Raw genomic sequence first — 16,687 nt, forward strand, 5'->3', positions numbered from 1 at the left:
TATCAGTCACATGAAAGTGCATCGTCTGAAATACTATTTTCATATAAAAGTAATACGAAATCAGAAGGTTATATTATGCAACGTCGTTCATTTATCGCAGCAACTCTTGCTGTTACAGCCGCCCCGGGTGCCATGTTCGCTGCCACGGGAAAATTCGAAATCACAAGGACCAAAGCCGAGTGGCGTGCAATGCTGACGGACGCGGAATATCGCGTCATGCGGGATGAAGGAACAGAGCGTCCTTTTTCAAGCCCGCTGGATAAGAATTATGTCGATGGCACCTATTTTTGCAGGGGCTGTGATCTGGCGCTTTATAGTTCCGAGACCAAATATGACAGCCGCACGGGTTGGCCAAGTTTCTATGCCAGCCTTGATAATGCGATTGGCACCAAGCCTGATCGCAAGCTGTTTACAGTGCGCACAGAATGCCATTGCCGCCGCTGTGGCAGCCATCTGGGACATATCTTTGATGACGGCCCCAAACCCACCGGAAAGCGGCATTGCCTGAACGGTGTCAGTCTGGTGTTTCGCGCGGCCTAAGGGGTGAGCAGGCCCTGCGTGCGGTGCTTATGAACGCACCGTACACAAGAAGTACGGGCATCAATTACCATCTGATTTCACGAGATTTGTATAATTTGTACATAGGTTTTGTACCAAAAATTTTGTACAAAATTCTGATAAAGCGCGATATCTGTCCGGTATCGCCACTAAAACGGCGTCTGGTGGTGTAAGGAAAAATTAAGGGTTAACCTTGGTTATATTTGCGTTAATTCTGCTGAGAATTGATGGCAGATTTTGTCGCAGTGTTTAGACATGGGAATAAGAATATGCGTACAATTGCGGCGTTGGTTTTTCCTGGTTTTGAGTTGCTTGATTTGTTCGGACCAATGGAGATGTTCGGATTATTGGACAAGGAATTCGATCTAAAACTTGTAGCTGAAAGTATGACACCCGTTGCAAGTAACCAGCGTCTTAAGGTGAAACCTGACATCACAACAGACGCCAATATTCAGTATGATATTCTTTTCGTTCCTGGCGGCGCGGGTGTGCGGCGGGAGGTTAACAACAAAGCTCTTATCGAATGGATAGTACAGACGTCTAATACTGCAGAGTTTACGCTTAGTGTGTGTACGGGAAGTGCTTTGCTTGCAAAATCGGGCGTTCTTGATGGTCATCGTGCAACGACGAATAAAGCCGCATTTTCTTGGGTTGTTGAGCAAGGTCCGAAAGTTGAATGGATTCGACAAGCCAGGTGGGTTGAAGATGGACCTTTTATCACGTCATCCGGCGTGTCTGCGGGCATGGATATGACGCTTGGTGCGCTTGCTTTAATGCATGGTATTGAGATCGCCGAAAAAGTGGCGATGTGGTGCGAGTATACATGGCATCGTGACAAGGAAAATGATCCATTTGCCAAACTGCACGGGCTTGTTTGATATCGATACGCACAGCCAAATCAAAAAAATTAAGCATAAAAACCCCTGACATTGTGATACGTCAGGGGCGGTATAGCTTGACCAAGGGCAGTCAAGCACAGGGATTGTTATCTTAGATTTTCCACGACATTTTCGGCAAATGCGCCGACCATGGCTTCGTAGAATTCGGTGCTGCTGGTCGTGATGACTTTGGTATCGGATCCAGCGGGCAGATACGGGGTTGCCTGTTTTGCGGACACGGTCAGGGTGTATTTGTCATTATTCAGAATGCCGGGCACTTTCACGTTCACTTCGCCTGCCAGAACAGAGCTTTCGACACCCATTTGGGTTTCAAATATATTGGCAAGTTCCAATTCATCAATATCAATGACGATACTTGCGCCTTCTTCGGAAATCCGATTGACCAAACGCTGCGCGATTGCATTTTCCAGATCGGCGGACAGATTGGACCAGTTTTGTGCTGCATCCATATCCTGGATGGCGGTCAGATCTGCTTCGACCTCGACTTCGCTGATCATTGTTCGGGCCATGGCAGATGTCGCGGCAAGGGTCAGGGCCAGCGTAGTTCCCAGAAATATCTTTTTCATCGGTCGTCTCCGTTCTGTTTTCGTATCTGATGGCATTAACTGACCAGCTAACCAAAGATGGATGCAAAAGTTCCCGACATTTTGGATGTTTGTTTTTACGTGCAGGATGCCGCGCAAAATCAGATTCAGATTGCGCAAATCTCCGCCCGGTGGGGCGGGTAGGCCACACAGGGGTAATGCCCTTTGCCGTTGGTTACACCTGCAAAAAGGCGGTAACCACGAAGGTGGGATGCCTTGTGATTTACGATGCTACTTTGACAATGGCCTTGGCCAGCACAGGGATTGTGTCGTCGTTCAGGCCTGCGATATTGATGCGGCTGTCGCCCACCATATAGATGGCGTGGTCACTGCGCAGTGTTTCGACCTGATCAGTGGTCAGACCAAGGCGTGAAAACATACCCCGGTGATTGGCCAGAAAATCAAAGCGGTCGGAATTGGTCAGCCGTTTCAGTTCGCCCGCCAATGCGGTACGTAGGCGCAGCATGCCATTGCGCACATCCTTCAATTCGGCCTGCCAATCGGCACGCAGGTTGTCGTCGGACAAGATTAATGTGACCAGTCGCGCGCCATGATCGGGTGGAAAGGAATAGTTCTGGCGGTTCAGAAAGGCCATGTTGTCCTGGGCCATTTTGACGCTTTCGCCCTGAGCCACGGCCATCAGGATGCCGGTCCGTTCGCGGTAGATGCCGAAGTTTTTCGAACAGCTAGCCGCGATCAGAGTTTCAGGCAGCGATGACGCCACAAGCCGGGTGGCGGCTGCGTCTTCGTCCAGACCGTCGCCAAAGCCCTGATAGGCGATGTCGATCATCGGTTTCAGATCCTTGTCCTGCATCAGGGTGACCAGTTGGCCCCATTGATCCATGGTCAGGTTCGCGCCTGTCGGGTTGTGGCAGCATCCATGTAGCAGAACGACATCGCCGGGTTTTGCTTCGGACAGATCCTGTCGCATACCTTCGAAATTGACGGTGCCTGTTTGCGCGTTGAAGTATCGATATGTACGGGTGGGCATCCCAAGGTATTTCAGAATGCTGATATGGTTTGGCCAAGTGGGGTCGGACACCCATATGACGGCTTTTGAACTGGCCATGCGGATCAGCTCAAACCCTTGCCGAACGGCGCCTGTGCCGCCGGGTGTGGCGATGGATGCAACATTGTCGCGCATCACACTGTCAGACAGCACCAAATCCACCATCGCGTCGTTAAAGGCCGGATCCCCCGCAAGACCGACATAGGTTTTGGTATCTTCGCGGTTCCACCATTGCTGTTCGGCGGTTTTCACAGCGCGCATGATCGGGGTGTGGCCGTCAGCGTTCTTATAGACACCCACGCCAAGGTCGATTTTCGTCATACGTGGGTCGTCGCGATACATCTGCATCAACGCAAGGATTTTGTCTTTGGGCTGTTCCTGAAGGGCTTCGAACATCAGTCGTTTCCTGTTGCGATAGGCAAGTCGGGGTACATGCCCCATTCTGCCCATGATCCATCATAAAGCGCGTGGTCGGTTTTGCCGATCCGTTCCATGGCCAGACTCAGAATGGCGGCTGTTATGCCTGACCCGCAGGTGGTGATCGCGGGTTTGGTCAGGTTGACATCGGCATTGCGAAACGCGGCGCGAATGCCGTTTTCGTTTTTCATCGTCCCGTCGGCGTTCAGCAATTCCGAATAATGAACATTTTTCGAATTGGGGATATGGCCTGCACGCAGACCGGGGCGGGGTTCGGGATCATCGCCGCGGAACCGGCTGGGGCTGCGGGCATCAACAATTTCATAATCGCCCAATTTTGCAGCGGCGGCGACTTGGGTGACATCTTTGATCAACTGATTTTGCTTTTGCACAGTCATATGGCGATCGCGGATGATGGGGGGCAGGTCTTCGGTCTGGCGATTTTCAGCCAGCCATTTGGGCAAGCCGCCATCCAGCACTGCCACATTACGTTTACCCATCAACCGAAACAGCCACCACACGCGGGCAGCAGAAAAGATGCCCATGCCGTCGTACACCACGACCTGATGGCCGTCGCCTACACCCATGGCGCGCAGGCGGCTCATGAATTTTTCGATGGGCGGGGCCATGTGGGGCATGTCGGATCTGTTGTCGCTGATATCGTCAAGATCGAAAAAGCGGGCACCTGGGATATGCTGATCACGATATTCGGCCTTGGCATCGCGGTTCATATCCGGCAGATACCAGGACGCATCCAGAAGACGCAGATCAGGATCGTTCAGATGATCGGCCAACCAATCGGTTGAAACGAGTGTTTTTGGATCGTCACCAGACATGAAGGCCCCCCAGACATAGTTTAACTAACTGAGTAAACGGGCAAAACCTTGCTTGCAAGTGTCTATAGCTTTTGAAGGTTTATGGATGACCGTAAAAATTTTAATTTATTCTTATGTAAAATTTGCAGCGGATTAAGGGTTTCGTATCGACTTGGAAGCTAGCGTGACGGTGACTGATAAAGAGGCTGACATGCAACCAGAAACCCCGCTTATAACGACGGCGCTGATTTCAGACGCTGATGATGATATCATCCAGACATCCTTGGATTTTGTGCGTGAACATCTTGATATGGAGGTGGGCTACCTTTCAGAATTCGTGGGTGAAAACCTGGTTTTTCGCCATATCAGTGCGCCGGGACTGGAAGACATGATCGCAGTGGGCGATGGGATGCCGCTGGATCAGGTTTATTGCCCATATATATTGGATGGGCGTTTGCCTGAACTGATCCCGGATACGGCCGATGTGCCACTGACCCAGGATATTGCAATGACCCATGCGCTACCAATCCGGTCGCATGTCAGCATTCCCATAAAGCGTCGTGATGGGTCGACTTATGGGATGTTTTGCTGTCTTAGCCGCACACCACGTCCGTCGTTGAATGATCGTGATCTGAACGTGATGCGCGCCTTTGCGCGGCTGTCCAGCGAAACGATCAATGGTGTTCTGGATGAACGCATGCGTCATACGGAAATGCGCAACCGGATCAGTCAAGCTATCGACGGTAAGGAATTTACTATATTTTATCAGCCGATCATGGATGCAAAAACACGTACCGCCAAAGGGTATGAGGCCTTGTGTAGGTTTCATCATGAACCTTACCGCACACCTGATTTGTGGTTCGAAGATGCACGTCAGGTCGGTTTGCAGGTCGATCTTGAGATTGCCGCCATTTCCAAAGCGTTGAGAGCGCTGAACAAATTGCCTGAAGATATCTATGTTTCGGTCAATGCATCGCCGAAAACTGTGGAAAGCGGCAGGCTTATGGATGTATTTGCCGATTTTCCCTGTGATCGCATTGTGTTGGAATTGACCGAACACGTAGAGATTGGTTGCTATGACAGGCTGATGAAAAAGCTGGAAGTGTTGCGCTTTCATGGTATTCGGATTGCGATCGATGATGCGGGTGCCGGATATGCAGGCCTGCAGCACATTGTGCGCCTGCGCCCCGATATTATCAAACTGGACATATCGCTGACCTCGAACATTGATCAGGATCTTGTGCGCCGGTCACTGGCCACAGCTTTGGTTGGATTTGCGAATGAAACCAACGCTTTGATGGTTGCCGAAGGGGTCGAGACCGAAATGGAATTTGCCACCCTGAAGTATCTGGGCATCGACTTGATGCAAGGATATCTGCTGGGGCGACCGGCTGATCTGTCTGTTGCGATGGTTGATTTTGGCAGTGTGGCCCGCCGCAAGGTTGGCTGATCTAGCCGTTATCGCGCAAAATGCGGCCCGCCAGGTAAAGTGATCCGCAGATCATCACACGGGCGCAGGGGCTGTGGGCTGTGATATCCTGAAGCGCTGTTATCACATCGGGGGCCGTTTTTGCAGCAAGGCCCACGGATTTGGCAGCCGCAACCGTATCTGCCGCGTCAAGGGTGTTGGGTTCACCGGGAATATCCACGGCAGTTAAATCAATGGCCTGTTCGGCCAGGGGTCTTAGAAAGCCCGCGACATCCTTGGTGTTCATCATACCGCAGATCAGGTGGGTGGGTCGTTTGGGAAAAGCCCCCAATGCTGCTGCAAGGGCGTGGCCAGCGGCGGGGTTATGGCCACCATCCAGCCACAGATCGATATTGGGGGCGATATCTTTCAGTGGACCGGTATGCAGTTTTTGCATGCGGGCCGGCCAGGTGGCATCCTGCATCGCAGCATCCGGGTTTCCCTGGCCCAATTCGCGCAACACTGCCAGCGCCATGCCTGCATTCTGAATCTGATGCGCGCCGATCAGACAGGGCAGGGGCAGATCAAGCAGACCTTTTTCATCCTGAAAAACCAACCGCTCATTCTCGCGGTAGACATGCCAGTGCTGATTGTGCACCTGAAGCGGCGCGCCGAGACGTGTGGCTTTGTCTTCGATCACTTCAAGTGCTGGATCCTGTTGTGGCCCGACGATACAAGACACGCCAGGTTTTATGACCCCGGCCTTTTCACCAGCGATTTCGGGCAGTGTGTCGCCTAGATATTGCTGGTGATCCAGATCAACGGGGGTGATCACCGTGGCGCGGGGTTTGGCGATCACGTTTGTTGCATCCAGACGCCCGCCCAGACCGACCTCAAGCAAAGTATAGTCAGCGGGTGTTTCGGAAAAAGCCAACAGGCCTGCGACGGTCGTAATTTCAAAATATGTGATGGGCGCGCCATCATTTGCGGCCTCGCACCGGTCCAGCGCATCGGTCAAGGCTGCTTCGCTGATCAGATCGCCTGCCACACGGATACGTTCGTGAAAACGCGCCAGATGCGGCGATGTATAGGCGTGACAGGTCAAGCCCGATCCTTCGAGTCCTGCGCGGATCATCGCAAGCGTGGATCCTTTGCCATTCGTGCCCGCGATATGAATGACGGGCGGTAATTTTTCGTGTGGATTGCCCAAAGCATCCAGCAGACGCCAGACGCGGTCCAATGTCAGATCAATGATTTTAGGATGCAATGACATCATCCGGTCAAGGATCATGTCAGAGCCAACCGTCACGGTTTGTTGTCCTGAGACAGGGCCTCCTCGACCAATTCGGCAGAGTCAGGTCCGGCATCCGGGCCTTCGGCGGGGGCAGGCAGATCGGCTTTGATGGCAGGGGGCAGCTGCATCATCATGCGGGTGATTGTGATCAGTTCATCGCGCATTTCAACGCGTGGCGTCACACGGTCCACCATACCATGTTCCAACAGATATTCGGCGCGCTGGAACCCTTCGGGCAGTTTTTCGCGGATGGTCTGTTCGATCACGCTTGGGCCAGCAAAACAAATCAGTGCGTTGGGTTCGGCGATATGAACATCACCCAGCATCGCGTAACTGGCGGTCACGCCGCCGGATGTCGGATTGGTGAGCACGACGATATAGGGCAGGTTTGCTTCTTTCAGCATTTGTACGGCGACAGTGGTACGGGGCATTTGCATCAGGCTTAAGATGCCTTCTTGCATGCGCGCGCCGCCAGTTGATGAAAACAGGATCAGCGGGCGGTTCAACTTGATCGCACGCTCGGCCGCTGCAATCACGGCATTGCCCACATACATGCCCATCGAGCCACCGATGAACCGAAAATCCTGACCTGCGGCCACAACCGGCGTACGGCCGATTTCGCCTTCGACCACCAGCATGGCGTCTTTTTCACCGGTGGCTTTCATTGCCGCGCGCAGTTTGTCGGGATAGCGCTTTTGATCGCGGAAATGCAGCGGATCCTGAATGGGTTCGGGCACGTCGACTTCGCTGAAGATGCCGCCATCGAACAGGCTGTTGAAGCGGTCGCGCGGGGAAATATACATGTGATGCCCGCAGTTTGTGCAGACATTCAGATTTTCGGTCAATTCGCGGTGAAACAACATTGTGCTGCATTCATCGCATTTATGCCACAGATTTTCAGGGATCTCGCGGCGCGAAAAGATCGAATTGATGCGTGGGCGGACGTAGTTGGAAATCCAGTTCATCGGCGAACCTTATTTTACTGTTAATGCTCATTTAATCGGGGTTCAGACAAATTGCAATCAGCGCCGCAACGCATTGCGGGCTGTAAGCCATATGATCAGAAGAAAGCCAAGTTGATAGATCAGGCCTATCGAAAGGATTGTTTCAGCGGATTGGCCTTGTGCGATGTCAGCGTCAACGGATGGAAACAAGATCAACGCCAGGCCCGAACCTTGACCGCCGTGTTCACCATAAAGCAGCATGGCCGCAATATTATTTGCCAGATGCAGTGCGAAGGCAGGGCCAAGATTGCCAGACCGCGCAGTCAGATCAGATGCCACAAGTCCAAAGCTGAACGTCCAGATCATAGTTTGCATATTGCTGGTATAGTCTGCTTCGCTTGAATAATGCGCCCATGCAAACAGGATGTTCGGGACGATCAGCCAGATCAGCGGGCTGTTGAAGCGGGCGGCCAGTTGTTGCTGGACATAGCCGCGATAGAACAATTCTTCGGATCCGGTTTGGATCAGCAATGCCAGAACCGAGATCGGCAAAAGGGCGGCCCACCTAAAAACGTTCCGCACCTCAAGAATTTGCGATCCATAGAATGTCAGATAGATGACTTCTAACAGAACCATGATCATGCAAAGCGCGATAAAGGTCGCCCGGAAGTCACGCACCACATGAAATGGATTACCGATCAGGCTGAGAAAATCGCGATTGTGGCGTAGTTCGGCGACCAGAATGACCGCGATGCCAAAGAAGGCAAAGGTGAAAAGCTGTATCAGCATGCCGCCCGCTGTGGTGCCCTGGTAAATAGCGTCAGGATCTTGGGACAGCACAGTCATAACGCCGTACATGATGATAAAGCCAAAAATAAATGCCAGCTCTATAAAGATAATGCCAAGGATCAGGGAACCCAGATCGGATTTTGGACGCGCAGGGTCTACAAAGGCATCGTGATTGCGATAAGCCATCCGTTATCTGCTGATCGCGACGCGTGCAGCCAGCCAGCCCACAACAATTGTCGCAAAATCCTGGGGCAGGTGGGCCATAATTTCGGCGTCTGCCATCCCAAAGGGATAGGTATAAAGCGCCACACCTGACAGCGGCCCTTGGGTTGAGATAAAGGTGATTGCAATGAGATTGTTCAGAAAATGCATCGCGATGGCCGGGCCCAGGTTTCCAGCGCGCGCGGTCAAATCAGCGGCGATGACACCGAAAAGCGTGGCCCATCCCACAATGAACCAAGTGTTATCACCCGCCATTTCAGGGCTGAAATGCATCAAGCCAAAGATCACAGAAGGAACGATCATCCAGATCAAAGGTGACGCAAAACGCGCTGCAAGCTGACTTTGAAGATAGCCGCGAAAGACGATTTCTTCAGCACTGGTCTGGATCAGAACACCAAGAATGGCGATGGGCAGCAATTTCAGCCACAGGCCTGTATCAAGGTTTTGCACCGGTGTTTCGTCAGGGCCGCTTGGCAACGGTAACATCAGCAAGACAATGCTAAGCAGCATCAACACACCTAACACCCGCAGGAAGTCAGCCGCCATCATTCGAAACGGTCCCAACAGCGACAACAGGCCGCGCCGATGCAGTGCAAGGGTCGCGATAACGATCCCGCCGGTCATGCACACAAAGCTAAACAACATCATCAGTGTGCCTGCCGGCGTGGCTTGCGCTTCCGGGTCTGCAAAGCTGAGAAGGCTTTCGATATCGCCACTTAACGCACCGAACAGCGCAACAAACATCATCGCCAGGATTGCGTAAATCGCAAAACCCAGCACAAAACCCAATAAAGTGCGCCACAATTGGGCATAACTGCGGGCGGGTTGAACCATATATTCGTGATCTTGATAATTCATGGAAATATCCATGGCGATGCAAACCCGCTTGTGCAAGAGGCGGCGCTATCTTATTCCCGGATTATCGCATTTTCGGGAGGCCAGTGATGCTGAAAGGCAAGCAAGACAAATCCAGACTGCCAAGTCGCCACGTAACCGAAGGGCCATCGCGCGCGCCGCACCGGTCCTATTACTATGCCATGGGGCTGAGCGAGGACGAGATTGCGCAGCCCTTCGTGGGCGTGGCCACCTGCTGGAACGAGGCAGCACCTTGCAATATATCGCTGAATCGACAGGCGCAGGCGGTCAAGTTGGGCGTGAAAAGTGCCGCTGGCACCCCGCGTGAATTCACAACGATCACAGTGACAGACGGGATTGCGATGGGTCACGAAGGCATGCGGTCATCGCTGGCCAGTCGCGAGGCGATTGCCGATACGGTCGAATTGACGATGCGCGGGCATTGCTATGACGCGATTGTGGGGCTTGCGGGCTGCGACAAATCGCTGCCGGGCATGATGATGGCAATGGTGCGGCTGAACGTACCGTCGGTTTTTATCTATGGGGGTTCGATTTTGCCGGGTCGTCTGGATGGCAAGGATGTGACCGTTCAGGATGTTTTTGAAGCCGTGGGCCAACATCAGGCGGGGAACATGTCGGATGATGCACTGCGCACGCTAGAACGCGTCGCTTGCCCATCCGCAGGCGCTTGTGGTGGCCAGTTCACCGCCAACACGATGGCTTGTGTGTCCGAGGCGATCGGGTTGGCACTGCCCAATTCGTCAGGTGCCCCGGCCCCTTATGAAAGCCGCGATCAATATGCGATTGCATCTGGCGAAGCGGTTATGGAACTTTTGGAAAAAAACATTCGCGCCCGCGATATCGTGACGCTGAAGTCACTGCAAAATGCCGCGCGGATCGTGGCTTGTACGGGTGGATCCACCAATGCAGGGCTGCATCTGCCCGCGATTGCCCATGAGGCCGGAATTGATTTCGATCTGGATGATGTCTGCGAGATTTTCCGCGATACGCCCTATTTCGTCGATCTGAAGCCTGGCGGCAGTTACGTGGCCAAAGATCTTTACGAGGCGGGCGGCGTGCCTGTTGTGATGAAAGAGTTGCGCAAAGCCGGTCTGATCCATGAAGATTGCATGACTGTAACGGGCCGCAGTATTGGTGAAGAGCTTGATATCGTCACGAAAGAGGCCGACGGTACCGTGATCTATCCGGTGGAAAATCCGCTTAGCAAAACTGGCGGCGTTGTCGGACTAAAGGGTAATTTGGCCCCCGAAGGCGCGATTGTGAAAGTGGCGGGCATCGACAGCCAGCACCAGATTTTTACGGGTCCAGCGCGCGTGTTTGAGTGTGAAGAAGATGCCTTTGAGGCCGTACAAAAGCGCGCATATGAGGAAGGCGAAGTGATCGTGATCCGCAACGAAGGCCCCGCCGGTGGCCCCGGTATGCGCGAAATGCTGGCGACTACGGCGGCGTTGTCGGGTCAGGGCATGGGCAAAAAGGTTGCCCTGATCACCGATGGGCGTTTTTCTGGCGCGACGCGCGGGTTCTGTGTGGGTCATGTCGGCCCCGAGGCGGCCCATGGCGGGCCCATTGCACTGATCAAAAATGGCGATGTCATCACGATCAATGCGATCGAAGGTATCCTAAGGGTTGATCTGACAGAGGATGAATTGGCCGAACGCAAGGAAAACTGGACAGGTCCCCGCGAAACGATCTATGCCAGTGGCGCACTGTGGAAATTCGCGCAGCTTGTAGGCGGCGCGAAATTGGGGGCGGTGACACACCCAGGGGGCAAAGCCGAACGGCATGTCTATATGGACCTATAAAGCAACGCTTTGCGCGCTTGTGTTTGCCATCGCGGGATGCAGCGATGGCGGACCGCAGGCATTTTTAAGCATGTCGAACCTGAATGGGTCTGCGAACACAGCCCTGCGTGAAGTGCGACTGGCAGACCGCAACGTGACCATCAGTGGTTTGTCAGACTATTGCATAGACAAAACACTACTGCGTCCCAATGTGGCGGCGCTGTTTCCATGCGCCAACCTTGGGATGCGTCGTGCAGAATGGCCGCAAACACGGGCGGCCTTTGTTGTGACGGTCGGGCAACCGGGCGGCGCGGATTTGCTGGTTAACCCTGATGATACGCAGGCATTCCTGAAATCAAATCGCGGTCGTCAAGTGCTAAGTCGGACCGGTAATGCTGCCACTGTGACTGTTGCCAGGACAGTGGCGCGCCGGGATGCAATTTATGTTTTGGCCAGTGATACCAGTCCCAATCCCTTTGGGCAAAATCAGCTGCGTCACTGGCGTGCGTTTACTATGCTAAACGGACGGTTAACCACTGTCAGCGCAACCGGATATGGCGAAGTGTCTTTAGCTGAAGATCAGGGTTTTGCCATGCTTGAACGGTTTGTAAAGCGTTTGCGTTCAGACAATGGCGCAGTGTCGGAAATTGTTGTGACCAGATCAGGAAAAGCGGCCGCACTGGCGGGCTATGCGCCCTGATTGGGCACTTGCGTTGAAAGGTTAAGACAGAATGGGCCGGTCTGGCAGCAAAATCACCGAACGCGTTTTGCACCGTATGGCGCGGCGGCATTGGGCGCGTGTGGCAGATCAGGCAGACAACATCAATATCTCAAATCTGCGCACGTATCGAAAAGATGCGCGAGAATTACGCAAACATATCAATGCGTTGATCGCGGTCGCAGACGGCAGGTTGGCCTTGCCGCGCTTAGGATCAAACCTGACTCAGTCTCCTGCGCACAGTGATTGGGTTTGGCGGCCAGAGATCTGGGCTGTTCCGCTGGAGATCCCCGGCGTTGTGGATACGCAGAACAATGCAAAGATCGGAACGCAAGCGCAGTTATTTCATGATGGTACACATGGTGATCTTATGTTGCGCCAGATGCGCAACAATAGCCGCTCCGACCTGGCGCCATTCAGTCTGAAGATGGATGTGTTTGACACAGGTGGCAGCTATGTGTCGGTTGTGGTGGACCTGCCGGAAAGCGCATTGGACGGGTTAACCAAAAATCATATCATTCGGGCAGATATCTGGGCCCAGATTGAACGCCCGATTGGCACATCGTTCCGGCTGAACATCCAGCATGGACCGAATTCGGAACAGATTTTGAATTATGCGCAGTTTGATCAGGATCATGCTGTTGTAGAATTTGATCTGGCCTATGCCAAAATACATGAAAAGCGGGTGGAAAAAATCTGGATTGATTTGATTTTTGAAAAACCGTGGATGACACAGATTGTGTTGCGGGATGTGACGTTCAGCCGCCAGATCAGAGCCGAGCTTTAGTAGGGATGGCACATATGACATTAACTAAGACACGAATGCAGGACGGTATTTGGGAGGGATTATTGCAATCGCCCGGTGATCCACCCCGATTGTCGGTTACTTTTCTGGATAGCCCTGTTGATGGTGTCGAAATTCTGCCCTGTGACGAAGGATTTTTGGTGCGCATTCCCATTCCCCGTCAGGCGATATCAGATGGTGTCCAGACGATTGTGATCAGTGTTGCCGACAGCGGGCTTGTGTTGGACCATATTCCGCTGATGGCTGGTGATCCGCAGGCTCATGATATCCGTGCCGAAGTCGATCTTTTACGCGCGGAACTGGACGTTCTAAAGCGTGCTTTTCGTCGGCATTGCAAGGAAACAATGTGACATTCTTTGATGTGTTGTGCGCATTTGGTTTGCTGACCCAAATCCTAAAATACTCGAAGAACAATGACCTGATTTGACTATGACGCGGCGTTTGGGATGACTTTGGCGCCAAAGCAAATCAGATTACCGCTATGCTATGGGAGGCCCGCATGACTGATTATCCACATCTTTTGGCACCACTTGATCTTGGGTTCACGACCTTGAAAAACCGCGTGTTGATGGGGTCGATGCATACCGGATTGGAAGAGGCCAAAGACTGGGACCGGTTTGCGGAATTTTACACTGAACGCGCGCGCGGGCAGGTGGGTTTGATGGTCACCGGTGGCATGGCCCCCAATCTTGAAGGTGGCGTTTATCCGGGTGCGGCGGGGCTTTTCAGCGATGAAGATATCGCCAACCATAAGATCATGACGGACCGTGTACATGACGCAGGCGGCAAGATCGCGATGCAGATTTTGCATGCGGGGCGGTATGCGTACGGGCCGGAATGCGTCAGTGCATCGGCGATCAAATCCCCGATTTCGCCATTTCCACCCAAAGAGCTGGATGAAGATGGGATCGAAAAACAGATTGCTGATATCGCAACGTCTGCTGTTCGGGCACGTCAGGCAGGTTATGACGGGGTCGAGGTCATGGGTTCAGAGGGATATTTTCTGAATCAGTTTTTAGTGACCCATACGAACAAGCGCACAGATCGTTGGGGTGGATCTTATGAGAACCGGATGCGCTTGCCGATTGAGGTGGTCAAGCGTGTCCGACAGGCTGTTGGTGATGATTTTATCGTGATTTACCGACTGTCGATGATCGATCTGATCCCCAATGGATCGACCTGGGATGAAGTTGTTTTGCTGGCCAAGGAGATCGAAAAGGCAGGTGCGACCATAATCAATACCGGTATCGGCTGGCACGAAGCGCGTATTCCGACGATTGCCACATCGGTGCCCCGGGCTGCGTTTACATGGGTGACCAAAAAACTGATGGGCGAGGTGTCGATCCCGGTGATTACGTCAAATCGGATCAATACACCTGGTGTAGGTGAAGAGGTGTTGGCTGAGGGCTGTGCCGATATGATCTCGATGGCGCGGCCGTTCTTGGCGGATAGTCATTTTGTGGCCAAGGCGATGGAGGCGCGCGCCGCCGAGATTGCGCCTTGTATCGCGTGTAATCAGGCTTGCCTGGATCATACGTTTAGCGGCAAAATCTCAAGCTGTTTGGTTAACCCACGGGCGTGCCATGAGACGGAATTGGTGATCAAGGCCGCCGACCTGATTAAGACAGTGGCAGTTGTGGGCGCAGGCCCTGCTGGGCTGTCGGCGGCGCTGACAGCTTCGGAACGAGGGCACAAGGTGACTTTGTTCGATAAAGCTGATGAAATTGGCGGTCAGTTGAACATGGCCAAACAGGTCCCGGGCAAAGAGGAATTCTGGGGCTTTGTCGATTGGTATCGCACGATGGTTGCACGATCGACCATTGACCTGCGCCTTAAGACGGAAGCATCCGCAGATGATCTGGCCGGATTTGACGAGGTGATTATCGCCACCGGCGTCTTGCCGCGCGATCCAGGGATTGAGGGGCAGGACGGCCCAAATGTGCTGGGCTATATTGATGTGCTGCGCAAAAAGGCGCCGGTCGGTAAAAAGGTTGCTGTGATCGGCGCGGGTGGCATTGGTTTTGATGTGTCTGAATATCTTGTGCACGAAGGCGAAAGCCCGACCGAAAATCTGGACGAATGGCGCGAAGAATGGGGCGTGGGTGATCCCGCAGAACAGCGGGGCGGCTTGGTGCCCGAAGGACCGCAACCAGATGCGCCGGCACGCGATGTGACGTTGTTGCAGCGTAAGTCGGAAAAACTGGGAAAACGGCTTGGAAAAACCACCGGTTGGATCCACCGCGCCAGCCTGAAGATGAAAGAGGTCCAGATGATCGGTGGTGTAAATTATGAACGGATTGATGATCAGGGCTTGCATGTCAGTTTTGGTGAGGCACGGGAAAATCCGCAGGTGATTCAAGCTGATACAGTCGTATTATGTGCAGGTCAGATACCAGCACGTGACCTGGCCGATGAGTTGGAAAGACGTAACGTCACATTCCACCTGATCGGGGGTGCAAATGTGGCGGCCGAACTTGATGCAAAACGTGCAATTGATCAAGGAACACGGGTTGCCGCGGCCCTTTAGTGGGGTTTGATGTGGCACAAAAAGTGCCTAATTTTGGTCACGAAATCCCGATAATGTCTGCTAAGTGTCCAATTCCTGCCCGAATTCGACACAATAGTTGTCACAAGCAAGTATTGGGGACAGAGGTACGGAATGGATCGGCTGACCGAGATGGAAGCATTTGCGACCGTCGTTGACCAGGGCGGGTTTACAGACGCTGCCAAGAAAATGGGTATTTCGAAGTCAGCTGTGTCAAAGCACGTGTCTTCGTTGGAAGCCCGCTTGGGCGCACGCCTTTTAAATCGCACGACCCGTCGGGTAAGCCCGACTGAAATCGGATTGGCTTATTATGACCGTGCACGCCGCGTATTGAATGACGCTGGCGAAGCGGACGCTTTGGTCACATCCATGCAAAGCGCGCCATCAGGTGTGTTGCGTATTTCGGTGGCCACAGATTTTGGCGTGAACCACCTCTCACCGGTTTTGGGCAGTTTTTTGCAATCCTATCCGGATATCACAGTAAATATGGTGCTGAACAATCGCTATGTCGAACTGATTTCCGAAGGCTTTGATATGGCCATCCGTATTGGTGAGCTGGAAGACAGTACTCTGCGCGCGCGCAAATTGACCGATACCACACGCCGTATGATTGCCAGCCCTGAATATTTTGCACGCCACGGGCGGCCAACGCGCATTGATGATCTGAATGAACACAAGCTGTTGCATTATTCGAACCAAAGTTCTGGCAATGTGTGGAAACTGACTGCGCCATCTGGCGAAAAACGTCAGGTGCGTACGGCCGGATGGCTGACCGTCAATGACGGGCAATCGCTGTTGAATGCTGCGATTTCGGGTCTTGGTATCGCTTATTTGCCAAGTTTTCTTTATGCAGATGCTTTGGAAACCGGTCTGGTTCAGGAAGCAATGCCCGATCTGCCGATCGAGATGCAGGGGATCTATGCCGTCTATCCGCCGGGTCGTTTCACACAGCCCAAAGTGCGTGCATTTATCGATTTTCTTGTAAAATCATTCGGTGAAAAGGGTCCTGAAATCTGGTAAATC

16 protein-coding genes are annotated in these 16,687 nt (G+C 53.0%); 9 read left to right on the plus strand and 7 right to left on the minus strand.

The window, feature by feature from the left end:
* The first annotated feature begins 75 nt into the window (after window positions 1-75).
* Together msrB and HRQ87_RS07130 are read left to right on the plus strand one after the other, a co-directional pair.
* Complete coding sequence (msrB, locus tag HRQ87_RS07125; protein ID WP_174136737.1) at window positions 76-540, plus strand: peptide-methionine (R)-S-oxide reductase MsrB; 465 nt, start codon at window positions 76-78, stop codon at window positions 538-540.
* 245 nt (window positions 541-785) lie between these two features.
* Entirely contained in the window at window positions 786-1,436 is a 651-nt protein-coding gene (locus HRQ87_RS07130) for a DJ-1/PfpI family protein (RefSeq protein ID WP_246251840.1), read from the plus strand.
* A gap of 107 nt (window positions 1,437-1,543) precedes the next feature.
* Here HRQ87_RS07130 and HRQ87_RS07135 read toward each other — a convergent pair whose 3' ends face one another.
* The 3 genes from HRQ87_RS07135 to sseA all read right to left on the minus strand — a co-directional run bounded on the left by HRQ87_RS07135 (window position 1,544) and on the right by sseA (window position 4,303).
* Window positions 1,544-2,023, minus strand: a complete 480-nt coding sequence (locus HRQ87_RS07135; protein ID WP_174136739.1) for a hypothetical protein — start codon at window positions 2,021-2,023, stop codon at window positions 1,544-1,546.
* Window positions 2,024-2,264: 241 nt separating this feature from the next.
* Window positions 2,265-3,446, minus strand: a complete 1,182-nt coding sequence (locus HRQ87_RS07140; protein WP_174136741.1) for an amino acid aminotransferase — start codon at window positions 3,444-3,446, stop codon at window positions 2,265-2,267.
* Window positions 3,446-4,303 (minus strand): 3-mercaptopyruvate sulfurtransferase, encoded by an 858-nt coding sequence (sseA, locus tag HRQ87_RS07145; RefSeq protein WP_174136742.1) that lies wholly within the window; start codon window positions 4,301-4,303, stop codon window positions 3,446-3,448. Before sseA ends, HRQ87_RS07140 begins: the two co-directional genes overlap by 1 nt.
* Before the next feature lie 163 nt (window positions 4,304-4,466).
* Between sseA and HRQ87_RS07150 the strand changes: the two genes are divergently transcribed.
* Window positions 4,467-5,732 carry a sensor domain-containing phosphodiesterase gene (locus HRQ87_RS07150; protein WP_343035171.1) on the plus strand — a complete coding sequence of 422 codons (1,266 nt, stop codon included), beginning with the start codon at window positions 4,467-4,469 and terminating at the stop codon, window positions 5,730-5,732.
* A 1-nt stretch (window position 5,733) separates the two neighbouring features.
* Here HRQ87_RS07150 and HRQ87_RS07155 read toward each other — a convergent pair whose 3' ends face one another.
* From HRQ87_RS07155 to HRQ87_RS07170, 4 genes are read right to left on the minus strand one after another with little or no spacing between them, the layout of a single operon-like run.
* Complete coding sequence (locus tag HRQ87_RS07155; protein WP_174136744.1) at window positions 5,734-6,999, minus strand: glutamate ligase domain-containing protein; 1,266 nt, start codon at window positions 6,997-6,999, stop codon at window positions 5,734-5,736.
* Entirely contained in the window at window positions 6,996-7,949 is a 954-nt protein-coding gene (accD, locus tag HRQ87_RS07160; protein WP_174136746.1) for an acetyl-CoA carboxylase, carboxyltransferase subunit beta, read from the minus strand. The genes HRQ87_RS07155 and accD overlap by 4 nt, the downstream gene beginning before the upstream one ends.
* A 57-nt stretch (window positions 7,950-8,006) precedes the next feature.
* On the minus strand, window positions 8,007-8,903 hold the full coding sequence (locus tag HRQ87_RS07165) for a CPBP family intramembrane glutamic endopeptidase (RefSeq protein ID WP_174136748.1): 897 nt from the start codon (window positions 8,901-8,903) through the stop codon (window positions 8,007-8,009).
* 3 nt (window positions 8,904-8,906) lie between these two features.
* The gene (locus tag HRQ87_RS07170; RefSeq protein WP_174136750.1) at window positions 8,907-9,797 is read right to left on the minus strand and encodes a CPBP family intramembrane glutamic endopeptidase; all 891 of its coding nucleotides are present in this window, start codon (window positions 9,795-9,797) and stop codon (window positions 8,907-8,909) included.
* Between the two features lie 86 nt (window positions 9,798-9,883).
* Between HRQ87_RS07170 and ilvD the strand changes: the two genes are divergently transcribed.
* From ilvD to HRQ87_RS07200, 6 genes are all read left to right on the plus strand, one after another.
* Entirely contained in the window at window positions 9,884-11,617 is a 1,734-nt protein-coding gene (gene ilvD / locus HRQ87_RS07175; protein ID WP_174136753.1) for a dihydroxy-acid dehydratase, read from the plus strand.
* Complete coding sequence (locus tag HRQ87_RS07180; protein WP_174136755.1) at window positions 11,598-12,296, plus strand: hypothetical protein; 699 nt, start codon at window positions 11,598-11,600, stop codon at window positions 12,294-12,296. Before ilvD ends, HRQ87_RS07180 begins: the two co-directional genes overlap by 20 nt.
* Window positions 12,297-12,327: 31 nt before the next feature.
* Window positions 12,328-13,101, plus strand: coding sequence for a DUF6478 family protein (locus HRQ87_RS07185; RefSeq protein ID WP_174136757.1), 774 nt, complete (start codon window positions 12,328-12,330; stop codon window positions 13,099-13,101).
* A gap of 14 nt (window positions 13,102-13,115) precedes the next feature.
* Window positions 13,116-13,469: a hypothetical protein gene (locus HRQ87_RS07190; RefSeq protein WP_343035173.1), complete on the plus strand. Its 354-nt coding sequence runs from the start codon at window positions 13,116-13,118 to the stop codon at window positions 13,467-13,469.
* A 149-nt stretch (window positions 13,470-13,618) separates the two neighbouring features.
* Window positions 13,619-15,646 carry an NADPH-dependent 2,4-dienoyl-CoA reductase gene (locus HRQ87_RS07195; RefSeq protein ID WP_174136761.1) on the plus strand — a complete coding sequence of 676 codons (2,028 nt, stop codon included), beginning with the start codon at window positions 13,619-13,621 and terminating at the stop codon, window positions 15,644-15,646.
* A 132-nt stretch (window positions 15,647-15,778) separates the two neighbouring features.
* Entirely contained in the window at window positions 15,779-16,684 is a 906-nt protein-coding gene (locus HRQ87_RS07200; protein ID WP_174136763.1) for a LysR family transcriptional regulator, read from the plus strand.
* Window positions 16,685-16,687: the final 3 nt, after the last annotated feature.

This window comes from Parasulfitobacter algicola, assembly GCF_013315265.1.
GTDB lineage: Bacteria > Pseudomonadota > Alphaproteobacteria > Rhodobacterales > Rhodobacteraceae > Parasulfitobacter > Parasulfitobacter algicola.